At 42.5% G+C, this 15,505-nt stretch carries 9 protein-coding genes; 4 read left to right on the plus strand and 5 right to left on the minus strand.

The window, feature by feature from the left end; genetic code table 11:
* Nucleotides 1-163 precede the first annotated feature (163 nt).
* Complete coding sequence (locus RB622_RS22365) at nt 164-2,974, plus strand: insulinase family protein (RefSeq protein ID WP_308048909.1); 2,811 nt, start codon at nt 164-166, stop codon at nt 2,972-2,974.
* 604 nt (nt 2,975-3,578) lie between these two features.
* Here the strand turns inward: RB622_RS22365 and tnpA are convergent.
* The 3 genes from tnpA to RB622_RS22380 form a co-directional block, all read right to left on the minus strand.
* Entirely contained in the window at nt 3,579-4,016 is a 438-nt protein-coding gene (gene tnpA, locus RB622_RS22370) for an IS200/IS605 family transposase (RefSeq protein ID WP_308048911.1), read from the minus strand.
* Between the two features lie 97 nt (nt 4,017-4,113).
* A complete protein-coding gene (locus RB622_RS22375) occupies nt 4,114-4,356 on the minus strand; it encodes a DUF3820 family protein (RefSeq protein WP_308048912.1) in 243 nt (80 codons plus the stop codon).
* A gap of 19 nt (nt 4,357-4,375) precedes the next feature.
* Nucleotides 4,376-5,839 carry a nicotinate phosphoribosyltransferase gene (locus RB622_RS22380; RefSeq protein WP_308048913.1) on the minus strand — a complete coding sequence of 488 codons (1,464 nt, stop codon included), beginning with the start codon at nt 5,837-5,839 and terminating at the stop codon, nt 4,376-4,378.
* A 320-nt stretch (nt 5,840-6,159) separates the two neighbouring features.
* On the opposite strand from RB622_RS22380, the gene RB622_RS22385 reads away from it, so the two are divergent.
* The gene (locus tag RB622_RS22385; RefSeq protein WP_308048914.1) at nt 6,160-8,607 is read left to right on the plus strand and encodes an outer membrane beta-barrel protein; all 2,448 of its coding nucleotides are present in this window, start codon (nt 6,160-6,162) and stop codon (nt 8,605-8,607) included.
* A 375-nt stretch (nt 8,608-8,982) separates the two neighbouring features.
* On the opposite strand, the gene RB622_RS22390 is transcribed toward RB622_RS22385, so the two are convergent.
* A complete protein-coding gene (locus RB622_RS22390; protein ID WP_308048915.1) occupies nt 8,983-10,173 on the minus strand; it encodes a phosphoglycerate kinase in 1,191 nt (396 codons plus the stop codon).
* Nucleotides 10,174-10,471: 298 nt separating this feature from the next.
* On the opposite strand from RB622_RS22390, the gene RB622_RS22395 reads away from it, so the two are divergent.
* Nucleotides 10,472-12,163 (plus strand): VRR-NUC domain-containing protein, encoded by a 1,692-nt coding sequence (locus RB622_RS22395; RefSeq protein ID WP_308048916.1) that lies wholly within the window; start codon nt 10,472-10,474, stop codon nt 12,161-12,163.
* Nucleotides 12,164-12,219: 56 nt separating this feature from the next.
* On the opposite strand, the gene RB622_RS22400 is transcribed toward RB622_RS22395, so the two are convergent.
* Nucleotides 12,220-13,839 (minus strand): hypothetical protein, encoded by a 1,620-nt coding sequence (locus RB622_RS22400; RefSeq protein WP_308048917.1) that lies wholly within the window; start codon nt 13,837-13,839, stop codon nt 12,220-12,222.
* Nucleotides 13,840-14,137: 298 nt separating this feature from the next.
* Between RB622_RS22400 and RB622_RS22405 the strand changes: the two genes are divergently transcribed.
* Nucleotides 14,138-15,460: a pitrilysin family protein gene (locus RB622_RS22405; RefSeq protein ID WP_308048918.1), complete on the plus strand. Its 1,323-nt coding sequence runs from the start codon at nt 14,138-14,140 to the stop codon at nt 15,458-15,460.
* Nucleotides 15,461-15,505 lie beyond the last annotated feature (45 nt).

A 15,505-nucleotide genomic window follows, 5' to 3' on the forward strand; every position in this document is an offset into this window, starting at 1 on the left:
AAAATCGGCCCCTCCTGAAACAGATTCACCCGGCTCTTTCGGCTCTGCGTCAAATCTTTAATCTTTCAGGCAACGAAAATATTTTAACCGTGTCTCTTTGCAATCGAAGCGATTAACTATATCTTTCGTTTCTTATACATTTTATCAACTTAATATAAGTGAAATGAAAAAATCTCTCATGATTTTGTGCATGTCTGGTATGTCGCTTGCGGCTGTGTTACCGTCAATGGCACAAGACTTACACACACAGAAAGTTCCATTAGACCCCTCTGTTAAAACCGGTAAGCTTAAAAATGGCATTACTTATTATATCAAAAAAAATGCCGAACCCAAAAATCGTGCGGAACTAAGGCTGATCGTTAAGGCAGGCTCCGTTCTGGAAACCGATGCGCAGCAAGGACTTGCGCACTTTATGGAACACATGAATTTTAATGGAACGACCAACTTCCCGAAAAATGAGCTGGTTAACTTCCTTCAAAAAACAGGTGTACGCTTTGGTGCAGACTTAAATGCTTATACCGGTTTTGACGAAACCGTATATATGCTTCCGATTCCAACGGATTCGGCAGGATTGCTGGAAAAAGGGATTCAGGTTTTAGACGACTGGGCACATGGTGCATTGCTGGACCCTGCCGAAATTGAAAAAGAAAGAGGGGTTGTTCTGGAAGAATCACGGATGGGTCGCGGCGCACAGCAGCGTATGCGCGATAAATACCTCAAAATGATCCTCAACAATTCCAGATATGCCGACCGCTTGCCGATCGGGAAGGACAGTATCCTGAAATCTTTCAAACCGGAAACGATCAGAGCATTTTACAAAGACTGGTATCGTCCTGATTTGATGGCGGTCGTTGCTGTGGGTGATTTTGACATAGCAAAAGTAGAGGCGCTGATCAGCCAGAAATTTGGCAAGATCCCTGTTACGCCTAAACCTAAAAAACGTACAGAATACGCCATTCCGTTGGATGGAAGTACCAATGTGGCGATCGTAACGGATCCGGAATATCCTCAAAATGTCATCCAGGTCATTTATAAACAACCGAATTCCAAAGAAAAGTCTTTGCAGGATGTACGAAATAACATTGCCCAAGGGTTGTACAATGCCATGATGGGCCAGCGTATGCAGGAACTTACGCAGAAAGCAAATCCACCGTTCCTTTACGGTGCCAGCAATTACAGCGATTTCCTGGGTGATCTTGATTCTTATACTTCTGTGGCATTGGCCAAGGACCCGGGATCCGTTGAAACTGCTTTGGTGGCTTTGCTGGAAGAAAATGCACGTGTTCAAAAATTCGGCTTCACCGCTCCCGAGCTGGATCGCGCCAAAAAGGATTTTATGAATCAAATGGAGCAGGCCTATAAGGAAAAAGATAAAACGAAATCAGCAAACTACGTTTCTGAATACCTCAATCACTTTCTGCACCAAAAACCTTATATGGGTATTGAAGCGTACTATGCTTTTTTACAAAAACATATTGATGGTGTAAAACTGGAAGAGGTTAACGGTCTTGCAAAAAAATATATTACGGATAAAAACCGTTCTGTGGTTCTCATGGGACCGGAAAAAGCAAAGGACGCCTTGCCAACAGAGGCTAAAATCCGTACGTTACTGGCAGAATCTGGCAAAAATGTCACTGCCTATGTTGACGATGTTCTGGATTCTCCATTGCTTGCTACCGAACCTAAGGCCGGGAAATTGGTTAGTGAAAAGAAAAACGAAAAGTTGGGCATTACAGAGCTCGTTTTGTCGAATGGTGTAAAAGTTTTGCTTAAACCTACAGATTTCAAAAATGACGAAATATTGATTCAGGCGACCGGGAAAGGCGGTTTTTCACTGTTCCCTGGTGAGCGTGAAACTGGAATTTTCACAAGTTATATGATCCAGTCCAGTGGTGTCGGACCTTACAATCAGACACAGCTTCAGAAATTTCTGGCCGGAAAAACGGTAAGCGGCGGTCCTTTCGTAACGGAGCTAAAAGAAGGCGTGGAAGGCAGCACAAGTCCAAAGGATCTGGAAACTACTTTGCAACTGATGTATGCTTATTTTACAGAACCGCGTAAAGATAAAGAAGTGGTAAGCGGTATGCTGGCAAACCAAAAATCATATCTGGAAAATATGCGCAAGACTTTGACGCCGGACAAGGTTTATTCGGATTCACTGAACGCGGTGCTGACAAGCAATAACCCTGATCGCCGTCCGCTAACGCCGGAAAGTATCGATAAGGTTAGCCTTGATCGTGCCGTAGAAATTTATAAAAACCGCTTCGCTGATGCTTCTGACTTTGTTTTCACATTTGTGGGAGCGTTCAAAGAAGATGCGATAAAACCTTTGCTTGAAAAGTATCTTGGCGGATTACCCTCTACTGACCGTGACGATACTTACAAACACCCGAATATATTCCCACCAAAAGGTCGCATTGACAAAACAATCTACAAGGGATTGGAACCGAAAAGTAAGGTAACCCTGATTAACAGCGGGGAATACGATTACAGTCCGGAAAACAATATCCAGATTGAGGCTTTGCAGGAGGTTTTACAAATTAAATTGATTGAAGCGCTTCGTGAGGAAGAAAGCGGTGTGTACGGCGTAAGAGTGTCAGAGGACGTAGATAAGTTCCCGTCCGGGCATTACCGTTTCACGATCGGATTTGGCTGTGCGCCTGAGAATGTTGAAAAACTGGTAAGTCGCAGTGTTGCGGAAATGAAGAAAATCAAAGAAAACGGAGCTGATCCAAAAGATATTGAAAAGTTTGTAGCAGAAACCAAACGTAAAACTGAGGTTGCGCTTAAAACCAATAATTTCTGGATTAACTATATCGACGAAAATACGTTCCTTGGTGATGATCTGGACGAGATTCTAAAAGAGGATCAACTTTTAAAATCAATTACCGTCGCAAGTACAAAAGCTGCTGCCAACAAGTATTTTTCGGATGATAACTTCATCAAAGTAGTGCTGATGCCCGAGAAGAAGTAGTACTTCGGGCTAAAGCCCGACTGGCTACCGGGAACTCATCTCCCCAAGGCTAAATCCTTGGGTTAGTAAATTGAAATCCAGGCATATAGTGACTTTTTGACCCAGGGCTAAAACCCTGGGTTATTTTTTTGCAGGAACCTGATTGATCAGCGGGACGATTTCACAAAACAAAAAGCACATTTACCCAAGGCTTCAGCCTTGGGAAGCTCGGAAGCCCCCAACTATATCTCTCGGCTTTAGCCAAAGTCCTCCTACAAGTATCCTACCCAGTAAACGCCAAAGCTTCCGACAAAAGAAAGCACATTCACCCAAGGTTTCAGCCTTGGGAAGCTCAGAAGCCCCCAACCATATCTCTCGGCTTTAGCCAAAGTCCTCCTACAAGTATCCTACCCAGTAAACGCCAAAGATTCCGACAAAAGAAAGCACATTCACCCAAGGTTTCAGCCTTGGGAAGCTCAGAAGCCCCCAACCATATCTCTCGGCTTTAGCCAAAGTCCTCCTACAAGTATCCTAGCCAGCAAACGCCAAAGCTTCCGATAAAAGAAAGCACGTTAACCCAAGGCTTCAGCCTTGGGTCTGCAAAGCTCTCCCGTACCAGCAGGCTTTAGCCAAAGTCTTCTTCCGAATATCCCAGACTGTTGACAAAAATTCTGTACTCTTCCGCGAAGGTTTGTTTTTGATGATGGTTCTGCTGATTGTCAATATACCGCCTGACGAAATCAATTTTGTCATTACTGACAGAAGCAGCAAAGTACTTATCCGCCCAATACAGCCTGTCTTTCGTTAAATGCGTTTTGTTCGCCCAATAAGTACTTTCACCTTTCAAAAACTGCATTTGTTTTGATATTCCAAAGTCCGGATTGAGCAGCATCAATACATGGATATGATCATCATATCCATTGATCCTATCAATAAAAATTCCCTTTTCCTTCGCATTGGCCAGAATATGACTACACAGACTCTTTAATACGACTGGTTTTAAAATAGCCTCTCTATTTTTCGTACCCCAAACCGCATGAATCCAGATTTTGACATATGACATATTTTCGGTTGTTAAATACTTCAATATCCGTTAGACTGAATATTTCTTTTGAAGTTTCTGTCACAACCTAAAATCTTTTATTCAAAAAGAATCAGAATTATTTTTTATAAATTTTCTTCAGTCCATCGATTAAGAACATCAGATCATTCAACCTGATTTCGTACATCGTACTCAGCATCATACCCAGTTTCCCCGCCGGAAAACCTTCACATTCAAACCATTCAAGATAAGAAACAGGCAAGTTTGTTATCAGCCAATCTTTATACTTCCCGAATGGCATCCGGTATAAAATCAGTTCTTTTAAAATTTTAGTATCCGGTTTTGGAATTTCATCGCTCATGTTTCAATCGTTAGATCTGTTACTTTGCTGCCCTCAACTTTACGATCAGATCCGTTTTCAAGTCGAATAGTTCATTTTCAAGTCCAACAGGGTACGTATGCGGATTGACAAAACGTTTAATCCCCGGATGAAAATGCGAAAGTTGTTGTTCAACACGTTTTCTGGTTTCATGAATGGTTGGCAAATGATATATCAAAACACCCTTTGCAAAAATCGGAACTAATAGATCTTCGTAAGCAATCGTCTCAGAAAAAGACCTGGTTTTCGTAAAATCGTAAGGATCCACCATCGTCGATTTTCCTATGAGCGGTGTTTCAATATTAAAAATCATATCTGAAATAAAACCCTTAGCATCCTTGAACCTGCGTACCTGCTGAATTCCCGGCGTGGAAACTTTAATGGCTTGCTCTGATAATTTCAATTTATAATCCCACCCACCCGATTCACTTTTTATCGCAGCCAACTTAAAAACCCCTCCCAATGCCGGTTGATCGAATGCCGTAACCAGTTTGGTTCCTATCCCCCATACATTGATTTTCGCGCCCTGGATTTTCAAACTATCCATGATATATTCATCGAGATCATTGCTGGCAACGATATTTGTTTTCTCAAATCCGGCGGCATCCAGCAGCTTTCGTGCCTCTATACTTAAATAAGCAAGGTCGCCGGAATCAAGACGGATTCCTCCCAATTCGTATCCCCGCTCCCGGAGCTGTTTTCCGACGGTGATCGCATGTTCCACACCCTGCATTGAATCATAGGTATCGACCAGCAACGTTACATTATTCGGCAGATAACGCGCATAGGTTTCAAACGCTTCAAGCTCCGTTTCAAATGACATGACCCAGCTATGCGCATGCGTACCTTTTACAGGAATACCGTAAAGCTTACCCGCCAGCACGTTGGAAGTCGCATCAAAACCACCGATGTAAGCTGCCCGGCTGGCGGTCATCCCTCCATCCGGCCCCTGGGCTCTTCGTAAACCAAATTCCAAAAGGGCATCATCATTCGCGACCAGGCGCATTCTTGCGGCTTTGGTCGCGATCAACGACTGAAAATTAATAAGATTCAACAGCGGTGTTTCCAGCAGTTGACACTGTAAAACCGACCCCTGAATACGAAGTAAGGGTTGATTCGGAAAAACGACCGTACCTTCCGGAATCGCATCTACATTACACTTAAATTCCATGCTGCGGAGATAGTCCAGAAATGCCGGTTCGAATAAGGCCTTCCCATCACTGCCGGTAATGGACCCTATATATTCCAGATCTTCCTCATCGATCCGGTATTCGTTTAAATAATCAATCACGCTGCTTAAACCGCAGGCAATCGTAAAACCTCCCTGGAACGGGTGTTTTCTGAAATAAAGATTAAAAACCGCCTCTTGCTCCGCCTTACCCGATTTCCAGTAACCATAGGCCATCGTCAGTTGGTATAAATCGGTAAGAAGACTCAGTGAGGTATCATACAGCCTGTTGATCATTTCATTTTTTTGTTTCGTTAAAACAGAACATCTAATTACTAAATTATCCTGGTTTTAGGCCTATTCATCTTGATAATCCTACCTTTTAAACTTTTTTTCTTTCCTCGTGCAACATTCCTGCTTCTATTTGTATCTATCAAAAGTAAGTTGGTCACTTGTATTTCCGTTCATACAACATAATTACCATTTATGTAATCTAAGGTTCTATGTTATACCAAGTACTTATCTTTGCAATGTAGTCGATACGCGGAGAACAACAGCATTATAAAATTCCAGACAGTCCAAGCAGTATCGCTTGAAAATATAACGATCTATTAGCCATGAAAATCTTTATTAATCTAACTGTAGCCCTGCTACTGAGCGCTAGCTTTGTGCTCGCTCAATCTCCGTCAACAAAAGGAAAGGTCTCGGGATCCATTCAGGATGAAAAGTCCCAACCTTTTCCTTTTGTTAACGTTTTGCTCCTTAAAGCAAAGGACTCCACCCTATCCAAAGGACTTGCTACTGATGAAAACGGAAAATTCATTTTCGACCAGATAGATGCCGGCGATTACCTTACACTGGTGTCAATGGTTGGCTATCAAAAAATTTATAGCAAAAATTTTACAGTATCTGAAAAAACCGTAAACGTTCCTTCTTTCAAACTTCAACCCGAATCACAGGCACTGAATGAAGTAACTGTTACGGCCAAAAAGCCCTTTATTGAGCAACAAATAGACCGCACGGTTATTAATGTCGAAAATAGTATTGTCTCCGCAGGTGCTACGGCACTGGAAGTTTTGGAGCGTTCTCCTGGTGTAACCGTAGATCAACAAAATGATAAGCTGCAACTTCGGGGAAAAGATGGTGTCATTGTGCAAATCGATGGTAAACAGACTTACCTGACCCAGGCAGAACTGGTTAATTTGTTAAGGAACACACCGAGTGATAACATCGAAAAAATTGAGCTGATCACCAATCCATCTGCAAAATATGATGCAGCCGGAAATTCGGGGATCATCAATATAAAGTTTAAGAAAAATAAAAATTTCGGAACGAATGGTAATTTTTCAATCGGCGGGGGTATTGCTTCTCCGGGATATGGACGAGGCAACGCGTCTCTGGCTTTGAACAACAGAAAAGGAAAAATTAGTTTGTTTGGCACAGGAAGTGCATTTGAAGGTGAAGGATTTAATAGCCAGGACATCTACCGGGCGATTCCATATGAGGGTAAAACAACCACCTTTAATATGATCTCCAAAAGTGACTGGCGTGCGAGAAACTATAATTATCGGGTAGGAATGGATTATTTTGCTACGGACAAAACGACAATCGGTGTGCTGTTTTCAGGGTTCTATAACTCATGGAAAAATCCGTTGCGTGCAACCAATGCTGAAATATTAAATGACGACCTTAGCCTGCGCCAGACCTATCACACCGATACCAGGGCACATAATACCATGAATAATATCAGCGCCAATGTTAACCTTAAGCACCAGTTTAACGACAAAGGCAAAGAACTGACTTTTGACGCCGATTATGTCCGTTACGACAGCAAAGGATTTAATTCACTGGATACGAGATATTTCAGTCCAGAGGGAAAACCAGAAGGAACGCCGGACATTATTCGCAATAATATGCCCGCATTGATTAACATCGGCGTGGCGAAAATGGATTACACGCAGCCTATTGGCAAAGGAAAATTTGAAGCAGGTTTGAAATCAAGTTATGTAAAATCTGACAACAATATGATTTTCGAAACGTTTGGAGATACCTGGCAACTGGATCCGTCACGTACCAATCAGTTTAAATATACCGAGAATATCAACGCGGGATATGCTAATTTTAACGGCCAGATTAATTCCAAAACCAAGTATCAACTGGGTTTACGGGCTGAACACACCCACGCCATCGGTAACTCGGTAACCTTAAACAGCATACGTGACCGTAATTATTTCAACCTGTTCCCGAGTGTTTTCCTGTCAAGAAACCTGGATAGTAGCAACGTGTTGAATTTGTCATACAGCTATCGTATCGACCGTCCGAACTACCAGTCGCTGAATCCTTTTGAATACTACCTGGATCCTTATACATTCCAAAAAGGGAACCCAAATCTTCGTCCCCAGTATACGCATTCGTTCCAGCTCGTACACGTTTATAAAAGTTTTTTGAACACAACGCTGGCGTACAGTCGTGTCAAGGATATGATCGCCGATGAAGTGCCGATGTTGATTCCGGAAGAAAACAAGACTTATGTAACTTCGGAAAACCTTGATCATCAAAACTATGTGAGTTTAACCATTTCCGCCCCGATTCCCGTAACAAAATGGTGGAATGTGCAAACCAACGTAACAGGAGCATATAACCAGTATAAAACGTTCTACCGCAATGCGCAGTTTAACATGAACATTTTTACCTGGAATGCTTACGTAAACAACACATTTACATTACCCAAAAACTGGACAGCCGAGATTTCGGGATGGTTTAACAGCCCGGCTATTTATGGACTGCTGTCATCCAAGTCGCAGGGAGCTATTAACCTGGGTTTGCAAAAATCGTTAATGGACAAGAAGGCAACGATTCGTCTGAGTATTCAGGACCCGTTCTGGTCTAACAAATTCAGGGGAACGACAAAATTCGAGGATATCGATCTGCGTGTAAAAAGTACATGGCCAAGCCGCCAGGCCCGCATCACATTTACCTATCGTTTTGGTAACCAGAATGTGAAAACAAGACAACGCAACACGGGGTCTGACGACATCCAGTCGCGCGTGAAAAGCGGAAGTTAAAAAGAAAAATACAGGTCAGGTTGTGACTTTATTTATAAATTAGTTAGGTTAATAATACAGATAATCCATGCTTCGTTTGAGGGATGGATTTCTTTTTTTGGGCTTTCAGCAGTCGGCAATCGGCTTTCAGACATGATGGATAATGCCTGGATTTCGCGCAAGAAAAACCCACAGTCTATCTAAAATAAGTACTCAAATCTATTTTTTCTAAAAAAAATTGAGAACCAAACGACAAGCGTTCAATTCTCAATTTCATTATTATTGACAAAATTAGTTGTCAGTTAAACCCAGCAGGCTCTTGTCCAAACATCTAACCTAATTGTGCCTGAAAGCTGACAGCCGAAAGCCGGGGACGCCCAGCCGACTGCCACAATACTATTTTTCCAAAGCAGCAACGCCAGGCAAAACTTTACCTTCCATATATTCCAGCAAAGCACCACCACCAGTTGAAACATAACTTACACGGTCACCATAACCTGCATTGTTCACAGCAGAAGCGGAATCACCACCACCGATCAATGAGAATGCATCGTTATCTTCCGTCGCAGTTACTACTGACTCAGCGATTGCATTCGTACCAATTGCGAAGTTCGGGAATTCAAAAACACCCATCGGGCCATTCCAAAGAACGGTTTTCGAAGAAGCGATGATTCCTTCAAACAATTCAACCGTTTTAGGGCCAATATCCAAACCTTCCCACTCTGCCGGAATTTCACCAGCCGGTACAGTCTGACGGGTTGCATCATTACTGAATTTGTCTGCAATGACAGTATCAACCGGCAATACAAGATTTACACCTTTTTGCTTCGCTTTTTCAAGCAACTCAAGTGTTAAATCCATTTTATCAGCTTCAAGTAATGATTTTCCTATATTTCCACCCAACGCTTTCGTAAAAGTATATGACATCCCACCGCCGATGATCAGATTATCAACTTTATCCAATAAACGTTCGATGATCAATATTTTATCAGAAATTTTGGCACCACCCATGATCGCTGTAAAAGGGCGTTCAGAATGTTCCAGAAGTCTTTCTGCGTTATCTAGTTCAGCCTGCATCACATATCCACAAACTTTATCAGTGAAAAACTTACCGATAACCGCCGTAGAAGCGTGCGCACGGTGAGCCGTTCCAAATGCGTCCATCACCCAAACATCACCAAGTTTAGATAATTTCTCAGCAAATTCTTCATTTCCTTTTTCTTCTTCTTTATAAAAACGAAGGTTTTCCAAAAGCAAAACTTCACCCGGCTGTAAAGCTGCGGCAAGCTCTGTTGCGCTTGCTCCGATGCAATCGTCAGCAAACTTTACGGTTTTACCTAAAATTAAAGAAAGCGGGTTTACAAGATGTTTCAATGAATATTTTTCCGTCGGCCCATCTTTCGGACGCCCTAAGTGGGACATCAAAATTACAGATCCTCCCTCACTAAGAATCTTGCTAATGGTAGGTATGGTGGCACGGATACGGGTATCATCCGTGATCTCAAACTTGTCATTAAGAGGTACGTTGAAATCAACGCGAACCAAGGCTTTTTTGCCGGAAAAATTATACGAATCTAATGTTGTCATGGGCTCTAAAAGTTGTTTTCCATTCGAAACAAATGTAATTCAATTCTCCATAAAATACTACGTTAATGAAAAATGGGGAATGTTTGTATTGTCATAATGCAATTTATACCATTTATTTTTCCAAAAATTGACCAATTGCCATTAAAAATGTATATTCAGTAAGTACCTTTTAATAAAGCAAAAATGAAACCGGACCGAAAATACAAAAGATTATAGCGAACACATATTTCAATAATTCCCTCGTTATATTTGGACAAACTTTACAGGTATTCAGCCTTAACATTCCTCTCTAAGCACTGTGCAGAATAACGAGTTCCCGAAGGATCTTCCACCCAAATATTACCACGACTACTTTGGCTATGTGCTGGATTTTGTACGAAAAATGTACGAACCGTTACTGAATAGCTTTGAAATCGGTTTTTTGAATGAGTACAAAGCGCTTTCAGAAGACGCGCAATGTCTTTTCATCCGTTTCAGCAACCGGAGCAAATCGTTCTTCCGGGTTAACAACCTTTCGTACACGGAGATCACCGATATTCCGGCAGCGCTTAATGAGTTGCATGACAAACAATTTATCCAGTCGCTTGGTGAACTGCATGAGGAACGGTTTGAAGAAGTTATGGATCTCTTTACAAAACCGGAACACCTGGCTTTCACCAAAATTCTGGAACCGGAAATCATGCCCTCCAAGTCGATCCGAAAACCTGATCTGATCCGGTGGCTTTTGTATGAATATGATTTTAAGACTATCTGCGAAATCATTCAGGAAACCGAACCGGTCGTAAAAGTCGGTTATGAGATGGAGGTCATGATGATGAAATTCCTGTTTTTCGGAAACCGTTATGCCGATATGACTGAATTTGTAGTCCGGGATCTTGGCCATGTCCGCTTCCAGTCATTCGACGAAGAACATCTGGCGATCCAGTTTGAAAGCAGAAAAGATGTGGATGATACGCTGATGGTTTCACTGATGAAGGAGACTTTTAATGTATTGAAAAATGAAGCTCCGCCGGAAGAAATATTCGACTGGTTTATGAACTGGCAAACCGGCGTTTCAGCAAACCTGAGTACAAAAGCATTGCCTTCTTACCATCTTTTTGTAGTGAAAGTTGGCGCCTGGCTCGAACGCAAAAAAATGCTCTCGCAAGCCCTTACTGTTTACCAGCTAACCAATGACGCACCTTCCCGGGAACGTCGCGTACGGCTTTTGTATAACCTCGGTGAAATTGAAGAGGCCCTGTCACTATGTGAAGAAATAGCAGAAAATCCCCAAAATGCTGATGAAAGATACTTTTCGCAGGATTTCCAAGAAAAAATTATCAACAAGAAAAAACGTGCCGTAAAACGCACCACCCAGGCATTGAAAGACGCCAGCAGCATCGACATTCCGGTTTCTTATCGCTTTCGAGTGGAAAGAGGCGCTATCGACTATTACCAGGAATTAGGAGCTCAGGCTGTATTCAGCGAAAATGAACCCTGGCGTGCTTTGTTCGGATTATTATTCTGGGATATCATTTACGACACCAACGTGAAGGCCATTCATAATCCGCTCCAACGCGTCCCGTCAGATTTCTTCTTACCTGATTTTTACCTAAAACGATCAGAACAGCTTTTGGCACGAATGAAAGATGCTGACTCAACCGAGGCAATTTCGGCGGTCGTTGAGAAAACTTTTCAGGAAAAATTTGGGACTACCAATGTACTTGTAAGCTGGTACCCGGGCATGCTCGAAACGGTTCTGAAATTAATTTCTTTATTGAGTCCTCAGCAAATTCATGCTGTTTTATTGGAAATGGCTTATAATCTTCGTGAAAATACACGCGGCTTCCCAGATCTGCTGGTTTGGGATGAAACCGAATATTCATTTATTGAAATAAAATCACCGACAGATCATTTGTCTTCCCGTCAGCTACACTGGCTCCATTTTTTTGCCGACCATGACATTAAAAGTCGGATTGTGCGGGTGAAATGGATTAAGGACGAAATATGATAAAACAGGCTCCCGAAAATTGAGAGCCCGTTTTACGATTCAATAACAAACCTTATCTACTTTTTCTGATAAGCCCTGTTGAACACGCCTACTTTTCCTTTTTTCACCGGCGCTGAATAGTTGATTTTATTCTTTCCTTGCGGTATGCCATCGCAATCGCCTGCAACCACAGTTTCCACGGAGGTATAAATGGTAGTTGCCCACTTCGGAATTTTAATATTGGCAGTTTCGCTGTTAAGATCCAATTTGGAAGCGTCACAGTTGTCTTTCTTTACTGTTCCCAATAAGTGGTATTGGGAGATTGTTTTCGAAATCGTATCCACAGGGCAAATACAACCTACGCAAGACGTTGGCGATTTTCCGTATTTAACCCGTTTAACTTTAACCTTTTTATACGCATACACTTCCAGGAAGCATTGTTTGAAACAATTAGGTTCCTTGATTTTGATAACATCCGGCTTCTGAACCGAAAACCCGGTCGTGGCAGCTTCACTGATACAAGAAGCGCAAGAGGAAATCTGCTGGCTTTGCACGGTAATATAATACTGTCCTTCAACCGGTCGTCCTGTCGCCGGGTTCAGATAGGCTGCGGGCCAGGCCATTTTCGTTTCTTTCTGACAAATTACCTGTGCAATCACGCTGTCCATCCCACCATTGAGCTGGTGCAAACGCGCCGTAAATGTTTCACTTTTTGTACTATCCAAAATACTGCGACTTTTCCAGGTAATCTGAATGCTGTCGGCCTTGGTAGAATCCAATGTGCTAAAAATAAGTCCTTTGATCGACTTCCCGTTCATCATCAGTTCAAGGTCCGGCGCTTCACACAATAATGGCGGTGTCGGGTCCTTTTTAATCGGAATATCACGAACAAAATTACGGCGAAACGCAAGTCCGGCAGTGAATCCGCCATGTTTTCGCTGATAACTGTAAATGGTAGCGCCTGGAAAAATATAATCCACTTTGGTTCTGAATCCGGCTGCTTCGACGCCCCATGACCAAAGACCTTTTTTACTTGGGAAAAATACTCCGAGCGTAGCCAGTAAGCCTGCGTGATAACGCTTATCCGTTGCCGTCACGGAATAAATATTGTTTGAGGTAACCCCGTCGTACACAAAAATAGCGGCCGGCGTCGTACGAAAAACACCTCCGCGCACCGATGCTTCAATGAAAGGCGATCTGGGTTTCTTGCCAAAGGCATAACTGATCACAGGCCCCGCGGCCAGATAATGATCCTCTGACGATCCCTTGCGGATTACCGCGTTGCTGGATCCGGATTGGGCAATAATATTATCCAGAAAAATATCCAGATCATTTCTTAAAAAAAACATTTGCAAACCCGCCACGGCTCCCACCCCAAACTTGAACTGTTTCTTCCTTTTTACATTGAAAAAATAATCCGCATTTAATCCTGCATGAAACCCGATTCCGTTGAACAATGATTTGTCACGATATTTAGACGAGTTAAATGTACTCGACCATTTTCCGCAGAAGGCCGCCGCCGGACCGATAAAACCACCTACTCTCCAGGGGCTTATTTTCTGTTCTATGGCAATGGTGTCACAGCCCCCAGCCGGATTGGGACAATTGGCATTCTTCACTTCCTGCGCATAAGACGCCGACCTTAACAGACAGAGCAAGAGCAATGGAAGTACCGTGAGTAAAATTTGTTTTTTCATAAACCAATGAATAAGTGAGTGAATAGTGCTCAGGGCATTTTGTCCTTTCATAAAAAGGCATCCCATTAACATTACAGACGGATTAACCTCGTTTAAGTAACAGGCCTTCAAGTATTTATTTTATCCAAGGCGACAAATATTCCAAATCCGATTATTTCACCGTCAAAATTGGTTCAAACTGTCAATAATTAGCCCTTCCCCGGCGATTGCGGCAACATTTACTTACCATTCATCAAATTGCTGGCTCCCGTTTCAGATTTTTGGTTATTATTACAAAAACAAAAAAATTGACTCCTGTATGAGGCTACCTAAACTATTATTCGGAGCGGCGATGATGGCTGGTATTGGTTTGTCCAATGCCCAAAGCAAGCCCGAAGACGTAAAGACATTTATCCTTGCAAACGGCATGAAATTTCTGGTATTGGAAGACCACTCCATACCGAACGCCAATATGTATCTGTTCTGGAAAGTTGGATCAAGAAATGAGGTTCATGGCATCACCGGCCTGTCCCACTTTTTTGAACATATGATGTTCAACGGCTCCAAAAATTATGGTCCCAAACAATTTGACCGGGTCATGGAAGCAAACGGCGGATCCAATAACGCCTATACCTCTGAAAATGTAACGGTTTATACAGACTGGTTTCAAAAAGATGCTTTGGAAACAATTTTCAAGCTGGAATCCGATCGGATTGCCGACCTGACCATTGACCCGAAAATGGTTGAAAGCGAGCGCGGTGTTGTGTTGTCTGAACGAAGTACCGGTTTGGAAAACAGCAATTACCGTATGTTAAGCGAGTTGGTACAGTCGGTTGCTTTTCAGGAGCACCCTTATATGTTCCCCGTTATTGGATTTGAATCCGATATCAAAAGCTGGACACAAAGTGACCTGGAAAATTATTTCAAAACCTATTATTCGCCCAACAATGCGACGGTGGTTGTCGTTGGAGATATCACGGTGGATCAGGTGAAAAAGTTTGCGGATCAATACATGGCGCCAATTCCGGCAAGAGGTTTACCTCCGAAATTGCGTACAATCGAACCCGAGCAAAATGGCGAACGACGGGTTAATGCCTACAAAGATATCACGACGCCAAACGTGTTATTGTCGTATCATACGCCGCAAACGGGCCACGAAGATTACTATGCACTTGATTTGTTAAGCAGTTTGCTGACTTCCGGAAATTCTTCCAGACTTGTCAAATCGCTGGTGATGGACACAACCATCGCGTCGCAGGTCTATACTTTCATGAGTGAAGATTTTGATCCGGGACTGTTTAACGTCTATGCCATCGCGGGAGATAATATTGCTGCCGGGGATCTTGAAAAATCAATTCTCACACAAATTGACGCCGTCATAAAAAGCGGAGTAACCGACAGTGAACTGCAAAAAGTGAAAAACCAGAAACTGATGGAATTTTACAGAAGTATGGAAACGATCAATGGGAAAGCCAACAGCATGGGCACTTATGACGTATTTTTCGGTGACTATCGCAAAATGTTCGACGCGCCAAAACTGTACGAAAAAGTTACCATAGAGGATATCAAGCGTGTTGCTGCTAAATATTTTACTGAAAGAAACAGGACCGTAGGCTACTTGTTACCTGAGAAAAAAGCGTAAAAGTGCTCCGAGTTCCTTTTCAGTTAATCCAAGACTTAAAAATTC

The sequence above is a fragment of the Dyadobacter sp. LHD-138 genome, assembly GCF_030929615.1.
Lineage (GTDB): Bacteria > Bacteroidota > Bacteroidia > Cytophagales > Spirosomataceae > Dyadobacter.